At 48.9% G+C, this 16,050-nt stretch carries 14 protein-coding genes and 2 pseudogenes; 7 read left to right on the top strand and 9 right to left on the bottom strand.

What is annotated here, in order from left to right; translation table 11 throughout:
• Positions 1-225 precede the first annotated feature (225 nt).
• The 3 genes from JI735_RS14665 to JI735_RS14655 form a co-directional block, all read right to left on the bottom strand.
• Positions 226-1,494 carry an alkaline phosphatase gene (locus tag JI735_RS14665; protein WP_039836378.1) on the bottom strand — a complete coding sequence of 423 codons (1,269 nt, stop codon included), beginning with the start codon at positions 1,492-1,494 and terminating at the stop codon, positions 226-228.
• 97 nt (positions 1,495-1,591) lie between these two features.
• Positions 1,592-2,338 carry a YqcI/YcgG family protein gene (locus JI735_RS14660; protein WP_051051931.1) on the bottom strand — a complete coding sequence of 249 codons (747 nt, stop codon included), beginning with the start codon at positions 2,336-2,338 and terminating at the stop codon, positions 1,592-1,594.
• Positions 2,339-2,475: 137 nt separating this feature from the next.
• Positions 2,476-3,894 (bottom strand): aminotransferase-like domain-containing protein, encoded by a 1,419-nt coding sequence (locus JI735_RS14655; protein WP_202677513.1) that lies wholly within the window; start codon positions 3,892-3,894, stop codon positions 2,476-2,478.
• 199 nt (positions 3,895-4,093) lie between these two features.
• Between JI735_RS14655 and JI735_RS14650 the strand changes: the two genes are divergently transcribed.
• The 4 genes from JI735_RS14650 to glpX all read left to right on the top strand — a co-directional run bounded on the left by JI735_RS14650 (position 4,094) and on the right by glpX (position 8,677).
• Entirely contained in the window at positions 4,094-5,053 is a 960-nt protein-coding gene (locus tag JI735_RS14650) for a DMT family transporter (RefSeq protein WP_202677512.1), read from the top strand.
• Between the two features lie 1,078 nt (positions 5,054-6,131).
• Positions 6,132-6,776: a helix-turn-helix transcriptional regulator gene (locus JI735_RS14645; RefSeq protein ID WP_039834931.1), complete on the top strand. Its 645-nt coding sequence runs from the start codon at positions 6,132-6,134 to the stop codon at positions 6,774-6,776.
• A gap of 19 nt (positions 6,777-6,795) precedes the next feature.
• Positions 6,796-7,608, top strand: a complete 813-nt coding sequence (locus JI735_RS14640) for a pyruvate, water dikinase regulatory protein (protein WP_060819002.1) — start codon at positions 6,796-6,798, stop codon at positions 7,606-7,608.
• A gap of 73 nt (positions 7,609-7,681) precedes the next feature.
• On the top strand, positions 7,682-8,677 hold the full coding sequence (gene glpX, locus JI735_RS14635; RefSeq protein ID WP_202677511.1) for a class II fructose-bisphosphatase: 996 nt from the start codon (positions 7,682-7,684) through the stop codon (positions 8,675-8,677).
• A gap of 79 nt (positions 8,678-8,756) precedes the next feature.
• Here the strand turns inward: glpX and JI735_RS14630 are convergent, their stop codons facing one another.
• The 3 genes from JI735_RS14630 to JI735_RS14620 all read right to left on the bottom strand — a co-directional run bounded on the left by JI735_RS14630 (position 8,757) and on the right by JI735_RS14620 (position 11,266).
• On the bottom strand, positions 8,757-9,599 hold the full coding sequence (locus JI735_RS14630; RefSeq protein ID WP_233476406.1) for a hypothetical protein: 843 nt from the start codon (positions 9,597-9,599) through the stop codon (positions 8,757-8,759).
• A 103-nt stretch (positions 9,600-9,702) separates the two neighbouring features.
• Positions 9,703-10,260, bottom strand: a complete 558-nt coding sequence (locus JI735_RS14625; RefSeq protein ID WP_039834925.1) for an RNA polymerase sigma factor — start codon at positions 10,258-10,260, stop codon at positions 9,703-9,705.
• A gap of 445 nt (positions 10,261-10,705) precedes the next feature.
• Entirely contained in the window at positions 10,706-11,266 is a 561-nt protein-coding gene (locus JI735_RS14620; RefSeq protein WP_039834569.1) for a YdeI/OmpD-associated family protein, read from the bottom strand.
• Between the two features lie 276 nt (positions 11,267-11,542).
• Between JI735_RS14620 and JI735_RS14615 the strand changes: the two genes are divergently transcribed.
• Positions 11,543-11,785 carry a hypothetical protein gene (locus JI735_RS14615; protein ID WP_039834568.1) on the top strand — a complete coding sequence of 81 codons (243 nt, stop codon included), beginning with the start codon at positions 11,543-11,545 and terminating at the stop codon, positions 11,783-11,785.
• A 208-nt stretch (positions 11,786-11,993) separates the two neighbouring features.
• On the opposite strand, the gene JI735_RS14610 is transcribed toward JI735_RS14615, so the two are convergent.
• A complete protein-coding gene (locus JI735_RS14610; RefSeq protein WP_039834567.1) occupies positions 11,994-12,458 on the bottom strand; it encodes a VOC family protein in 465 nt (154 codons plus the stop codon).
• 103 nt (positions 12,459-12,561) lie between these two features.
• Here JI735_RS14610 and JI735_RS14605 point away from each other — a divergent pair, with 103 nt between their 5' ends.
• Together JI735_RS14605 and JI735_RS14600 are read left to right on the top strand one after the other, a co-directional pair.
• Entirely contained in the window at positions 12,562-13,473 is a 912-nt protein-coding gene (locus JI735_RS14605; RefSeq protein WP_039834566.1) for a helix-turn-helix transcriptional regulator, read from the top strand.
• Positions 13,474-14,051: 578 nt separating this feature from the next.
• The gene (locus JI735_RS14600; RefSeq protein WP_202677510.1) at positions 14,052-14,492 is read left to right on the top strand and encodes a DUF1259 domain-containing protein; all 441 of its coding nucleotides are present in this window, start codon (positions 14,052-14,054) and stop codon (positions 14,490-14,492) included.
• 243 nt (positions 14,493-14,735) lie between these two features.
• On the opposite strand, the pseudogene JI735_RS37330 reads toward JI735_RS14600, so the two are convergent.
• Together JI735_RS37330 and JI735_RS37325 are read right to left on the bottom strand one after the other, a co-directional pair.
• Positions 14,736-15,119: pseudogene (locus JI735_RS37330) on the bottom strand (YsnF/AvaK domain-containing protein); the annotation flags it as partial.
• A gap of 309 nt (positions 15,120-15,428) precedes the next feature.
• A pseudogene (locus tag JI735_RS37325) lies at positions 15,429-15,923 on the bottom strand (general stress protein); the annotation flags it as partial.
• Between the last annotated feature and the right edge of the window lie 127 nt (positions 15,924-16,050).

Here is a 16,050-nt window from a genome sequence, read left to right as displayed (position 1 = left end):
CATTCCCCCAGTCGATTAATAAAAACGCTTACATGATATATTTATCAGTTCCCGGCCCAGACCGTCAGTTACAAATGTTACTAAGAAAATGTAAATATACGGAATGGAAGCGGCACAGCGGATATTTGCCAGACAATAAAGCATATGATTCACAACAAAAACTAGCCAGCCGGAAAATCCGGCCAGCTAGTTTATTGCATAAGGAAGAAGGCTCCTTCTGCCGTATTATTTTTTTGCATTAAAACCGTACGCCTGCATCAGCTTATCGAACACGGCAGTATTCTCAAAAACTCCCGTGAAGAGCTGGGCGTTTTTGCCCACCGCGGTAACCGGAATATCTACCGCTGTATGTCCGGAGGTTGTCCAGTCCACTACAAAGCTTTCCTTGGAATTGGCGATAGCGAACGGACCATCTTCTTGGGAGATGCCGTCTCCTGTTTCATCCTCTGCATCCACCGGTTCGATGGACAGTCCCCCGGTTTCATGGTCAGCCAGCACCAGCACCAGCGTGTCCGGGTTCTTTTTGGCAAAATCCTTGGCTACCTGCACAGATGCATCCAGAGCCTGGCCGGATTTGATCGTCATCTTGGCATTATTTTTGTGGGCAAACTCATCCGTGCCTTCTTCCTCCACCATCAGGAAAAAGCCTTTTTGGTTCGTGGACAGCGTGTCGATTGCTTTCTTAGTCATTTCCGGCAGCGAGACTACAGGATTATAAATATCCCCTTTGCCTTCCTCATTCTGCTGGAACATTTCCTCGTTGGCGAACAGTCCGAGCAGCTTGCCGCCTTTGGCCTGCTTCAGGCCGTCTTTGGTCGACACATAGCTGTAACCAAGCTGCTTCGCTTTGGTGACAAGATTCCCCTGGGTTCCTTTGCTTTTCTCCGAAGGATCTTCTGCCGGGGCATCCGGGAACTTGCCTGCTTCGCCTGCCGGATACCAGAAATCCTCACCGCCGCCGAGCAGAACATCCACTTTGCTCTTGGTCAGGAGCTGCAGTGCGATGTCGCTTTGCTTCGAGCGGTCTTCCACATGTGCGCCAAAAGCTGCGCCCGTAGCATCTGTAATTTGGCTGGTAGTTACCACGCCTGTGGATTTGCCGGCTTCTTTGGCGTATTCCGCAATCGTTTTAACCGATTTTTTGTTGGCATCCATGCCGATGGCGCCATTATATGTCTTCACTCCGCTGGCATAGGCCGTGGCGGATGCAGCTGAATCTGTAACCGGTACAGTAGAGCTCGTATGTACCAGGCCCGCGTAGGGCATATCATCCATGGCCAGCTTGCCTTTTTCGCCTACAGTCGCCAGACGGATTGCATTGCGTGCTGCTGTTCCCATGCCGTCGCCGACAAAAAGAATGACATTTTTCGTTTTTGAAGAAGCCGCCTGAGCCGGTTTGGCAGGCTGTGTAGCCACTACACTTGTAGCCAAAAGCGCCCCTGCCGCAGTTACGGTCAAAGCCGTCTTAAATCTATTCTTTTTCTGAGATTTCATATATACCCTCCTTAAGGTTAATTACTCCCTCATACTAGAGTAAATATATTAAGGGGATATTTGGCGAACATCCGATTAATGTAAAACCACACAGAAACTATTCAATGTCCGTAAAATCAACTGCACGATGGAATGGACATCCAGCCGGTGAAGTATCGTCATCCCGCAGATAATACTGTTTGTATTCAAGATTCCCCTCCGATCCGTACGGCTTCAATTCCGGATGGGCCGGGGCTGTGTCGTAAGCGGACAGGCGGGCACGGATTTTGGGAGCAACCGCAGCTGCTTTTTGAGGATGTGCATTCCACCGGTCCAATACCCAGCGGGGTGTGAGAGCCAGCATAAAATAAGGGAAACTCCGGCTCTGCCGGGCTGTATGTGCCGGGGTGCCGCAATAGACGAAATACCGCTCGTCTTCATAACAGAACTCCCACAGCGCCTGTTCCGGATCTTCCGGAATGTCCACCGGCCACGGCGTACTGTCCGTACGGCTTACCTGGCTTAATAAGTCCCAGAATACCGCTTCATATTCCAAGACATCCCTAACCTTCTCCTCCGCTTCAAAAAAGACAACCAGTGATGAGTAATCACCGAAAGAACGCGAAGATTTACCATACTCGGCAATAATCTCCGCCAGCTTCCGCCCTGCTGATTCATGCCAAGGGTTAGGCGCAAAACCATAGCGGAAATGGCCCAGCGTGAATGCTTGTGTGGCTGGAATGCAGGGAAACCGGACTTTCCGGTCACTCATCCTGGAAGCAAACAGGCGGCAGGCCTCCTTCTTCCAGGCTTTCAGAGGAAGCTCCTCATTCTTGATTTCCATATATTGATGCAAAAGCGTCATGATCAGCCCTCCTTTTACCTACAGCATATCGCTAAGAGGCAAAAAGGTGACTGTCCAGACAGCTTTCACCACAGGATACGGTCCGTCAATGAATCAGCCGTAGTCCCGGAACTCCCCCCGTACACATTGCCCCCTCTTTACAGCTCCCGCGCAAGTGCCGCCAGACGGCGTATTCCTTCACGCAGCATCCCTTCGCTGGCGAAGGAGTAGCTGAGGCGCAGCCAGGACTTCATCTCTCCCAGCGGATCGAGAATTTCACCCGGGACAAAAGAGATGGACTGCTCCATAGCGCGCGCAAACAGTGCAGACACGGAGACCGGCTCCGGCAGCTTCACCCAGAGATTCAGCCCGCCCTGCGGAGGCGTCCATTCCCACCCGGTGGCGGCCAGCTCCTCCTCCATGATCTCCTTGTGCACCTGGAGCGCAATCCGCAGCTTCCCGAGATGCTGCTGCAGACGCGGCGAGGTGTAGTAGTGCAGAAAGATTTTCTGGTTCAAAATCGGCGTACCGTTGTCTGCCAGCGATTTGGCGGTAATCAGCTGTTCCATGAACGGATAGCGGCACCCTACGGCGCAGATCCGCAGGCCCGGGGCCACATATTTGCTGAAGCTGCTGATGTAGATTACCCAGCCTTCCGTATCATAGGCAAAAAACGGGGGCGGCGGCGGCTCCGCGAAGTACATATCGCGGAACGGGTCGTCCTCCACGAGCAGACAACGGTAGCGCTCCGCCAGCTCAATCAGGAGCTTGCGCTGCCGCGCCGGAACGGTAAAGCCAGTAGGATTGTGATGCGTCGGGTTCATGTAGAACATCCGCGGCCGGTGCCTGCGCATCAGCTCCTCGACCTGCTGCAGATCATAGCCCTCCGGAGTAATTTCCACCGGCACCAGCCGTGCCCCCAGACGACGGAAAATATCCATCGCCACGCTGTACGTCGGCCGCTCAACCAGCACCGTATCCAGCGGACCCAGCACAATGCCTGCGATCAGATTGATCGCCTGCTGAGCCCCCGAGGTTATCAGCAGCTCGCGCGGCGACAGGTGCAGCCGGTGCTGCTCCCGGAAATGGCGGCTAAGCGTTCCGCGCAGCTCCTCATCTCCCTGGACGGAAGAGTATGTTCCCATAACTTTCGGGTAGAGGTCGAACACTTTTTTGACATAGTCGGACAGGAACAGGTTGGGCAGCAGTCCCGGATCTATGAGCGCCTGCGAGAACTGGTAGCTGACTTGCATCCGCTGAATATCGGACATGGGATTCGCCAGCATGTAAGAGGAAATTGCTGCTCCGTCCCCTTCCGCTGACTCCTTCGTCGGGCTGCTGACCGGAGACATGTAATAACCGGATTTATCTTTTACATACACTCTGCCGTCTTCAGTCAGCTCCCGGTAAGCCTTGAAGACCGTAAGCCTGTGAACTTTCAGCTCCTCGGCCAGCAGCCGGATAGACGGCAGCTTGTCATGCGCCTTCCACTCCCCGCGTTCCATCCGGTTGTACATGTACTGGTACACTTTACGAAACAGAGGATGACTCTGTTCTGTGCCTGCCGCCTTTTTCATCCATCTGCCTCCTATCCACAATACCCTGTCAAACAGCCAAGGCCAATATTCATATCAACTAACTTCTCTTGGCCCTATTGTACTATATTCCGCTCTCCATCTGTTCTGTCATCTATTATCTGTTCTGTTCCTCTTCGGATATGATTAACCAAAACCTTCAACCGGCTGCCACATTACCATCACAAAGGGGAACTGAATCATGATTATGCTCGCTTATTCGCTCGTCTGCCTGATCTTTGGCACAACCTTCCTGGCTATTAAAATCGGCGTAGACGCCGGAACGCCTCCGTTTTTCTCGGCGGGTCTGCGCTTTTTCGTTGCGGGTGCTGTACTCTTTCTCTTTATGGCCTGGAAAGGCAAAGCCAGCTTCCGCCTGCTCCTGCGCAAAGAAATGCTGTTCACTGGCGCTGCGCTGACTTTTGGAACCTTTTCCGCGCTGTACTGGGCCGAGCAATATGTCTCCTCAGGGCTCGCTGCCGTGCTGTCCGCTACCGGTCCCATGATGATTCTGCTGATGCAGACCGCGTTTCTCCGGCAAAAAGCGCCCTCCTATTCGCTGTTGGGCTGCATCATCGGCTTCACTGGCGTGCTGCTGCTTGTGCTGCCAAGCCTTGCAATTGATGTTTCTCCCCTGTGGATCACCGGCTGCGCCATAGTGTTGACCGGAGAAATTTGCTACGCAGCGGGGGCGATTTATTCCAAAAAAGTAACCCGCACCTTCTCCGGCGAATCGCCCGTTGCCCTGAATGCAGCACAGATGATATACGGCGGCGCGCTCCTGTTCGTACTGTCCCTGTTCACCGAAAACGTGCATCCCGGATTTCTGCTGTCGTTCCAGACAGCCGGTTCCCTGCTCTATCTAACCGTGGTCGGCTCCATGGTCGGGCACACGCTGTTCTACTGGCTGGTTGCCAAAACGAATCCCGTCTTTCCTTCTACATGGCTGTACATCTCCCCGCCGATTGCGGTTGGCGTAGGTTTCCTGTTCTATGGAGAGACTGTAACCTGGCTCACTCTGCTCGGCGTCTTCACCATCATCACCGGCACCGTGCTTGTAAATGCAGGCGCACTGAAGCAACTGCTGTTCAAGCCGAAGCAGAGCGCACCGCTGATGCAGCCGCCGGCAGCAGAAGCTTATCCGCGGAAACGGATTTTGTGAGAGCGGCGGGTTGCCTAGGCTGGCGCAGGCCGCTGGGCTGCGACGGCTGGCGGCGCGGGGGTGGGGCGGCGGCGGCCCAACGCGGCCGGGCTCGGCGTGGAGCCGGGGGCGGCGCTAACAACGGCAGTTTTGCCGTTGTTTCGGTTTGCGGCGCCCGCTCACGACCAGCGGCACCGGAAGCTCTGCTCGCATGCGGACACCAGATCCGTTATTCTTCAAAGTAACTCCATTATTCCTTCATTGCGGACACAGTAGCCGTTATTGGCATCCTTTTTCCCTAATACGGGCCGAAAATCATGAAATAAGAGCTCCTGAGTCCGCGACAACAGTAAAAATACTCATTTTCACAAAATAAGCGCATCTGTGTCCGCAACGCTAAGAACCTAACACCTGCAACTCATTACTCTCAACTCAGCTACTCCTACCCCACTCCCACTCAACCAATAATTACTCCCTACTCTCTGCCCTCCACTCATGCCCCCCAATCAGCTACTCTCCACTCCCACTCCACCAATAATTACTCCCTACTCTCCACTCATGCTCCCCCACTCAGCTTCTCTCCACTCCCACTCCACCAATAATTACTCCCTACCCCCTGCCCTCCACTCATGCCCCCCAATCAGCTACTCCCCACTCCCACTCCACCACTAATTACTCCCTACTCTCCACTCATGCTCCCCAATCAGATACTCTCCACCCCCACTCAACCACTAATTACTCCCTACCCCCTGTCCCCACTCCTCACTCACTGCTCCCCACCCCACATTCGAGGTTGCATCGGGTGGCTTTATGGTGCGGATGAACTCCGGGCTGTATAGGCCGGGAGTGGGAAGCGCTCTAGCAAATTCCGTTGCTCTTAACCGCCTACGTTCTAACCGCGAATAAAAACGTCTATTTTTCAATAATATAATATATATGACGTATTATATGTTGCATTAATGATCATTATTGCGTATTATATAAGCAAGTTAAGGGCTATATATTCCAATAGCACGTAAGAATGGAAGGGGGAATCGGCAAACGGTGCTCCTTTTCAGTGAAGGAACGCCAGATTGTATCCGGAAAGTGGAGGGAACCTGTGATCGAACTGACACCCCGTCAACTGCAAATTGTTGAAATTGTTAAGAAAAGAGCACCCATTACCGCCGAGCAAATTGCGGAGCATCTCAATCTCAGCAAGCCGACGATCCGCTCGGACTTATCCGTGCTTGTCATGCTGGAGTACATTGACGCCAAACCCAAGGTGGGTTATTTTCCCGGCAAAAAAACCGCAGAGCGCCTCGGCGGCAGCTATCTGCTGAAGGAAACCAAGGTCAAGGACATTCAGAGCATTCCGATCATTATCCGCGAGACGACAACGATTCAGGATGCCGTAGTTACACTGTTTCTGCAGGATGTCGGCACGCTGATCATCTGCGACGGGGACGGCAAGCTGACCGGAGTGGCCTCGCGCAAGGATTTTTTGAAGGTTACGCTGGGCAATCCCGGTGCGGTATCCATGCCTGTAAGCATGGTGATGACCCGCCAGCCCAAGGTCGTGACGGTTTCTCCCGGAGATACGGTGCTTGATGCCGCACAAAAAATGATTTTTCACGAGGTGGACAGTTTGCCGGTGGTAATCCCCGGTACTGTGGAAGAAAACGGCCCAAGGCTCGACGTGGTCGGACGGCTGACCAAAACTTCCATCGTCAAACTACTCCTCGATCTAGAAGCCAAAGGATAACGGGAGGAATCAAAAACGCATGGAGCCATCCTCACATTTCATTACGATATGCTCGGATTCTATAGGGGATACAGCAGAGGCTGTCGTGCAGGCTGTTATCCACCAATTCCAGAATCAGCGTGTCACGATCAGAAGATACGGCAATGTTAGGCATGAAGACGAGCTGCGGAAGCTGATGGAGGAGACTGCCCAGCTTCAGGGCTTTGTCGCCTACACGCTGGTTCAGCCGGAGCTGCGGGAGATGATCCGCGAGGAAGCGGTGCGCCTCGACCTGCGGATTGTCGATATCATGGGCCCGATGATGCAGGCCTTCATTGATACCTTTGATGATGCGCCCCAGGCCCGGCCAGGGCTGCTTCACCAGCTCGACGAGGACTATTTCCGGCGGATCGAGGCGATAGAATTTACCGTGGCCTGTGACGACGGGCGCGATCTTGGCGCGATGCTGAAGGCGGATATTGTGCTGCTGGGCATGTCCCGCACCTCCAAAACCCCGCTCAGCATTTTTCTGGCCCACCGGGGCAAAAAGGTCGTGAACTACCCCATCGTTCCCGAAATCGGCCCGCCGCAGCAGCTGATGAGCCTGCCGCCGAACCGGCTCATCGGGCTTACGATGAAGCCTGAGTATATGCTGAAGATCCGCTCCGAGCGGCTGAAGCAGCTTGGACTCCCGGCAGGCTCGCAGTATGCCAGCCTGGAGCGCATCACCGAAGAAATGGAATACGCCGCCGTGCTGTTCGCGAAGCTGGGCTGCCCGGTGATTGATATTACGAACAAGGCCATTGAAGAAACTGCAGGCATTATTATGGGTTATATCACTGATTCTCCTTAGAATCATCGTTTTACTGCTGGTCTTAGCCTGTCCGGCCTTAGCTTATACAAATAGAATACTGGAGGGAAATCATATGGAACGCGAATTGGCACTGGAAATTGTACGGGTAACTGAACTGGGCGCTTTATCTTCGGCCCGCTGGATAGGACGGGGCGATAAAAATGCTGCGGATGATGCGGCCACAACCGCCATCCGTTCCATGTTCGATTCCGTCTCCATTGACGGGACAGTGGTCATCGGCGAAGGGGAAATGGACGAAGCACCGATGCTCTACATCGGTGAGCAGGTCGGGAACCGGAACGGCCCCTCCGTTGATGTGGCCGTTGATCCGCTGGAAGGCACGGAGGTGGTAGCCTGCGGGCTTCATAATGCCCAATCGGTAATCGCCATTGCCGACCGGGGCAGCCTGCTCCATGCGCCTGATATATACATGGAGAAGCTCGCCTGCGGTCCGGAGCTGGCCGGCAGGCTCAGCCTGGAAGATCCGGCTGAGACCACGCTGCGCAAAGCCAGCCTCATTACCGGCAAAGCGCTCTCCGAGCTGACGGTGATGGTCCTTGACCGCAAGCGGCATGATCAGCTGCTTGCCACGCTGCGCGGGCTGGGCGTGCGCGTCAAGCTGATCGGCCACGGCGATGTGGCCGGAGCCATAGCGGCAGCGCTGCCGGACAGCGATGTTGATCTGTACATGGGCTCCGGCGGAGCACCGGAAGGCGTGCTGGCAGCAGCCGCGCTGAAATGCCTCGGCGGTGAGCTGCAGGGCAAGCTGCTGCCGGAGGGCCCCTTCGAGCTGCAGCGCTGCCTGATGATGGGCATCGAGAATCCGACGCGCGTCCTCTCGATGGAGGATATGGTCGGCACCGGCGACGTCATCTTCGCGGCGACCGGCGTGACCTCCGGTGAATTTTTAAGCGGAGTCCGCTTCATCGGCAAGGAACGCGCCGAGACTCATTCCGTCATCATGCGGGCGCAGAGCCGCACCATCCGCTACATCCGCAGCATTCATTTCCTGCCGGGCAAGGAGATTCCGCAGGTAACGGCCAGCAGACCGGATGCCGCTTTCATCTGATGTGCGGTTCACCGTACTGGCTGTAATAGCAAGTTTTAGGCCATCCTTTGCGGATGGCCATTCTTTTGAAAATTTGCACTCACCGAGACGAATCAAGTCCTTTTACCTCCATTACCTTTTTACTAAACTGATACGCTACAGTAACGTTTTCTATAATCTCAGTATCCTGATATGCAAGAGAGCCCTCGAACTCTAAGGTGTCATTGTCTTTCCACACTACTTTGTCTGCATAGCTATAATTCTCATGATCCGGGCGGGTCCATGTATCCAATTTTTTTTGTGCACCATATTTGACTCTTGCAGATTCTACTAACTCTGGACTTGTTTTTCCCGCTTCAACATTCATAATTTGAACAAATTCACTTTTATTAGAGCCTGTCACGACCGCAACTAACTTCTTATCCGGTGAAGGAATAATATCTGTAATATACATAGATGGTGGAGAAAAGCTTAAATACTCTTGAAGCACATTGTTTTTTATCCTCCAAAGGACATTTTGACTTCCATAATCCGAATAATTGTTAAATAACGTAAACATTAGACTTCCGTCTGCTAACTTAAAAATATACGGGCTCCGATAACTTTTGGACAGAATATCTATGGCAAAAGCGGCTGAATCAGCGATTTTTGGATTATCATTTTCTAAAAAGGGCTGGAGTGCATTTAACGCTTTTTCTCTCAGCTTTTGATCATTAAAGCATTCTACCAGCCTATTAATAGCAATATATATATGCTCATCATTATTACTTTTTAAAGCTTGTAGAAATTTTTCCGCATCATAGCGGGCAACCGGTGCTAACTCCATGTCTTCAGCTCTTAAATAACGTATATAAGGCTCTGCGTTTTGATTTTTATAATATTCTGTTGCTAATAAAGCTGAAGCCGTAGAACTATAAAGGATAAGACAGGCAACCAGAACCACCCACTTTTTAGAAATACTTTTTTCCTTTTCTCCATACTGTGCCCGGCCGCTTCAATTAAGTTCTCATCAATTAATCCGATCTCTTTATATAACTCTTCTCTCTTCACAGGTTAACCCCCTCTTTCTCCAGATGAACTCTAAGTTTATTTCTTAACCTGAATAAAATGGATTTCACTTTGCTGCTGCTCATATTAAAATTCATAGAAAGATCCTTTATGGAACAGGAGTACCAGTACCTCCCAATAAATAAATTTCTTGCTTGCTCATCCAAGCCATATAGAAATTGATTTATTATATTGGCTATCTCACCTGCTTCATACTCTGTTTCTACAGTATCAGGGGAAGCTATACAATCTTCTAATTCAGCCAGAATAACTTCAAACTCACGATTACGCTTTTTCGCTGTGTTATAACCATGTTTATCAAGCGCAATATTACGTGTGATCCTCCCCAGAAATACAGGGAACTTCCTAGGCAGATTAGGGGGGATTGCATTCCATGCTCCTAAGTATGTATCGTTCTCACACTCTTCAATATCCGAATAACTGGAAAGTGTGTTTCTGGCAATCATTCTGCAGTATGCCCCATATTTATTCTTAGTCTCTATAATGGCTTGCTGCGAACGCTGTAAATATAGGCAGACTATTCCCTGATCTTCCATCCGGTATTCTCCTTTTACAAATCTTCTCTCTCTTATCTATATAAGTTGAACTTTAGTTTTACATTGTGGGGTAGGGTCGTAACTGCGGGGAATGTTTGGACTTCCAGCCGCTGTTGTCCCCAGATTTCTTGATTGGAACCGCCTTTTGCGGTTGAAATCCGGTGACAAAGGCGGACGCTACCGCTCTTCCAGTTCCAAACTTCCCCTCCGCACTTCCCCCTTTTATGAATTTATTAAGTTCATCTTATCTATATAGTAGAATGTTCATAGAATTGGTTGCACTTCTTTTCGATTTTCTAATATTAATGGGTTCGCAAGCAGTTTTAAAAGGGGCACCCTTTGCAGAGGTTTACGGTCCTTGTCCAAAAAAAGGAGCGGGGTAAGCCCACTCTCCATGGATAAAATTGTACTGTTCTAACGGATACCAGCCATTGCTCCGCAATACTTAATAACGTCCATTATCGTTCCATTGACCGTACATTTTGTTTGCTCTCGTGTTTGTTATGAATTTGTCTAATCTGTTCTTATATACTTCCGGCTGATTCTTATAGCTTTGTATCGTGTCGATCCGAATTCTTTGGTAAAGATCCGGAAATGCCATGAAATTCTCATATACTTGCTTTTCCTCTTTTAGCCTTTGCTCTATATCTTCATCTATTGTAAAAGAATGGTGATCCATATCAGGAAGAACCCTTCTTCCTTCGTCTCTCATGAACCCCAGCTTTTCGAGGCGGCGGACACGCTCTTTATTTAATTCAGTCCATGAGCTTTTTTTACTTCTGGGAGATAGTCTCTGAGCCAGTTCCGTTCCAGACAGCTTCTTCTTGACTCCATCGATCCATCCAAAGCACAAAGCTTCTTCGACCGCGTCCAAATATAACAACACATCGGGGATGGGCGTCAGACTAACCAAGACCCAGCAGCACTTTTCAGTCTTACCATAGTCCTGCAGCCAATTCCTTAAATCTTCCCTCGATTTTACCCGAATTAAATTTTCAATTTCCATAGATAAAAACCATTATCCTTTCCAAATTGATTCACATTCCCATACTATACCTCCACGCGAAAGTAAAAAAATGGCCTTTAATTGCAAGACCATTTTAATGAGTTGCTTTCCAAAGAAAATAAAGTAATAGACTGGAAATAAAGTGTTAGACTCGGAAAATAAAGTTGGAGACTGAGAAAATAAAATATTAGACTGGTGGCGCCTCATTAAGCTAACGGGCAGATTTGTTTAATGGTAAAATGGTGGTAAACCGAATTTGGGGGTATTGGAGTGCGAATGTATGCCCTTCTTAAAGAACATGTTGATGATGTTAGAAAGCTTATGATTTACGATTATGAAAATGGAGTTTATGTTTTTTTATATGATACACAAGAAGATAAGAGTGGCTTTGCCGACTTATGGTTTGAAACGTTTGATGAAGCTGTTGACTACTGTATTGAAAAATACAAAGTAATACAGGATCAATGGGTTGTAATAAATGATCCAAAGGAAGGGCAACAACACGATATTATACATTAATTAATAATATTAGCTTTAAGCTAACGAGGAATGTTAGTTCAATAAATACAGCGACAGTCTAGGACTTTATTTTCCTTGTCCATGGCAGTCGCTGTTCCAATTTTCAAGGATCAGTCATAACTAATTTTATGGAGACTGATGGTAAGGCAACTCGAAAGTCCGTGTAGAATATAGAAAACCAATCTAATACTTTATTTTCTTCTGACAGTTACTGTTTATTGGAAATAACTTTATCAAGGAACTGATCTGCGTCACTATTAAATTTCCAGTTAACTCCAAATTTATCAGCCAGCATTCCGAAGCAGGAAGACCAAGGGGTATTGGATAACGGCATGATGACATGACCGCCAAGGGACAAATGATTAAAGTATTCTTCCAGCCTTTGCTTATCATCCATGACCAGACTAATCAGAATATTATTCCCTTTGACCAGCTCACCTGTTACAGCCTTCATCGAAGGCAGAATATCCGACATCATGATTTTCCCGCCTGCAAATTCTATGGAAGACTCCATGATCATATTTAACTCATTTTCCGGCATTGGGTAGTTTGGATCTTGCGGGATATCGCCGAATTTCACCTTTTTTACTTCATTTGCGTTTAAAGCCTCCGCATAAAATTCAATGGCTTGTTCTGCGGTTCCATCAAAGTTTAAATAGGCAATAGCTGACATAGGACATAACCTCCTTCTTGTTATATATGTAGTATAATCTACAAAAGGCGACAGCTATATGTCACCGTTCTTGGATTAATGTAGAGAAAAAGGAGGAGGAAATATGGACAAGGTTGAGAGGCTAATTTCTATCATTATGATATTGCTGAAAAAAGATGTCGTTCCGGCAAATGAATTCGCGCAACTATTTCATGTTTCCAAAAGAACGATTCTTCGCGATATGGAAACGCTGAGTTTATCAAACATCCCGATCTATTCGGTCATTGGCGTTCATGGCGGCTACGGCATTATGGATGAATACAAGGTTGATAAACGTCTGTTAAGCAGCTCCGACTTGGAGAATATATTGACTGCGCTTGGCGGATTGGAACAAATTCTAATTAGCGAAGAAGTTGAGGTGACGATCAAAAAAATAGAAGCCATGGTTAGCCCATTGTCCCCAAAAGGTTCAATCGAGCTGTCATTTTATGATTGGGAGGGCCGGTCTGAGATTCTTCAAACCTTGAAGATATGCCAAGAATCGATACTAAAGAGAAGGTTAGTTTCGTTTGATTATATAGATAAAAATGGCACCACGACGAATAGGATTGTCGAGCCGTACCAGCTTCATTTTAGCGAAACGAGTTGGTATTTGAAGGGATTCTGTTTACATCGCCAGGGATACAGAACATTTAAATTATCCAGGATCGATCATCTTCATATGGAGGGAAATACATTTAACCCTAGAGATTATTCATTGGAACAAGCACATGAAGCAAGTTATCAACCGCAATTAGCCGCTATTAAAGCGTTGATTTCACCTGGCATAAAAGATCAATTCATTGAAAGGTACGGCCGGAAGAGTATTGAAAACTATAGTTCTGACTATTTCTTAGCCACCATCCATGTTCCTCAAAACAGTATTGGATTTCAATTTTTAGCAAGCTTCGGTACAAACCTGAAAATCGTAGAGCCCAAAACATATGTTGAAGAATTCCGAAATTATTTAATTAGAATGGTGGAGAAATATTCTTAAATGTCCCCAAGAAGAGCGTCGAGTTGCTCCCATCGCTCCGCAGTGTGGATCATTTCTTCGGCAAAACGGACAGGGACCGCACCGCTCAGGGTGATAGCTTTTGGCGAACAGCCTTCCCTGGTTCGTCTCGACAATCCACTTCTTGTTCATTAACCCGCGCCTAACACGCTCAGCGGACAGCATCTCAGCGGAAAAATGCTTTTTCAGCCAGTCCGCGATTTCGCTGACTATTTGGTCCTCGTCGTCAACAGCATTTAAAGCCAACCTCTCTAATCATATAAACCCCTGAGATAACAAAATCTTCTGTACTTCGACAGCACAATCAGTCTATCCGAAATTCCCTTCACATAGGTCTGAACAAAGCGAACATATTCATTCAGGAGTTCTGTTTTTCCTGAAAGAATCTCTACGGCGTATAAATTCACTTTTGCTAAGAACCGAAATCACGTATTACCCGCGCTATTCTTTTAAAGGCTAGATTTCTCAATTATGTGATATTAAATTTCCAGATCAATGCAAGCGCCGTTTCAAAGATACCACCTTAAAAATACTATGTATCAAAAGGACGGTGATAAAAAATGAGTATAAGTCCACTCTGTAGACAGTTTGCGGAGATTTTTGGTGGTGAGGCCCAGGTAGTTAATGGTGTATGTGTTGCAACTAAGTTACGTACCAATATCAAGGTCCGAATATTGGGTAGACGTTCAAAGGGCTTGTTTACACTTCCTTTCGGCATTTCCTTCGAGAGTGTTGGTAAAGACGGCAGGGCACTATGCCTTGGCGAATCAGTTATCCTTACTCGGGAAATAAACCCATTTATTTCTGAACTCCGCAAAGCAGGCATTAAAATAACTGCTCTTCACAATCATTGGTTATTTACAAACCCGAACATCTGGTACATCCATTGGGAAGCAGTCCAAAAACCCCTGGTATTCGCTAGAAATGTGCGGAACGCATGCAGAGCTCTGACCAATAAACCCGTTGGCCCATTAGTCTGTAAGCGTGCTAGCAAAAAATAAGTATCGGCAAAAGTCCACTTCCAGATACATCATCATTTTGTAGTACAAAAAACTTGCCCCTACTTATGATACGGTTCACCACACAACAGCGGGAAGACGCACCCGGTAGTTACCTCCCCCCAGATTCCCGCTCACTCATTACAAAGAAGGGTATCCCCAAGTCCAGCGGACTCGGAGATACCCTTCTTTTACTCCAATAATCGATACTCCAGGGAGGCAATGCCCCCTGCTTGCGAAATCCTCTTAACGGGTCCGGCTATGGTCTCTCAGCACCCCGCTATTATTGTTCACCTTTACATTCCCCGTCTTATCCACCCGGGCTTCCTCACGTTTAACCGTATCTTTAACCTGCTCCGTCTCCTGAATTTCACGTTTATGAACGTCCACTTCCCCGGTAACCACCGTATTCTTGTTGACCTCGACCTGTTCCTCGCTTACAGGAATACGAATCGTCTCACCGGCTCCGACGGGTTCCGCCGTGGAATCATGATTAACGGAACGGCGTTCGATAACAATTTCTTCATGGCTGACTGGAACATTAATCGTTTTCTGCTCTTCAACGATCTCTTTCCGCACGTTCACTTCACCGGTCTGCACTTTATTTTTGGAAACGTCGAGCTGTTCTTCCCGCAAGCGCAGCTTACGCGCTTCATCGTGATCTCGCTCACGGTCAGCCCAATCAGCAGAACTTGTATTGTCCAGTACGCTGTCCATGCCTTCCCGTGAGCCGGAATAGACATCTCCCGTCATCCCCGGCCGGTTCACATCATCCAGCCTTCTGCTCTCCGGAAGATCATTCACCGGTGCGGAATTCATCGTATCCAGTCCAGTATCCTCGCGTCCCTCCAGCCCGGAGCCGTTAAATGCGGCATCCACCGTATCACTTACTGAATGCCGGGCTTTCGCCGCCTCACCTTCAGGAATTGCCTCCTCTATATAACGGTCAGCATTTGCGGAATTGTGGCTGCGGAACACCGAGTACACATCATTGGCCCGCGTGCTGTCGGCATCCACCATGACGAGAATGCGGCCTTCATCCACATAATTATCATAGCTTTCTGCCTCATCCTCCGGTATGCCAAGTCCGATCAGTCCGCCGACAAGTCCCCCGGTTCCGGCACCTACCGCAGCTCCGGCTAGTGTTGCCGCAATGGGTCCCGCCGCAAGAATGGGTCCGATTCCCGGAATCGCCAGTGCGCCGATGCCTGCCAGAAGTCCGGTTACACCGCCCAGCACGCCGCCGGTTGCCGCCCCGGAAGCCATTCCCTCAGGGGCTTTGGTACCCGTTTCATCATGGATCGTTTCGACATCCTGCTTATTTCTTGCAATCACCGAGATATCCTCTGTCAGAAATCCGCGGCTTTTCAACGCCTCAATGGCCTGTGAAGCTTCATGTTCGGTATGGAATACACCAACAATTTTCTTGTTCATAACGATTCCCTCCTGATGGCTTTTTATTGGGTGTCAATTCATCATGTTGCTTATTTTCACACCCCTTACTTAACCAAACGCGCAGGGCCTAAACTGGGAAATCTCCGTTTCCAGGCTGAATCCACAA

The sequence above is a fragment of the Paenibacillus sonchi genome (assembly GCF_016772475.1).
In the GTDB taxonomy this organism is placed as follows: domain Bacteria; phylum Bacillota; class Bacilli; order Paenibacillales; family Paenibacillaceae; genus Paenibacillus_AQ; species Paenibacillus_AQ sonchi.
This window is presented reverse-complemented; position numbering and strand designations above follow the sequence as displayed.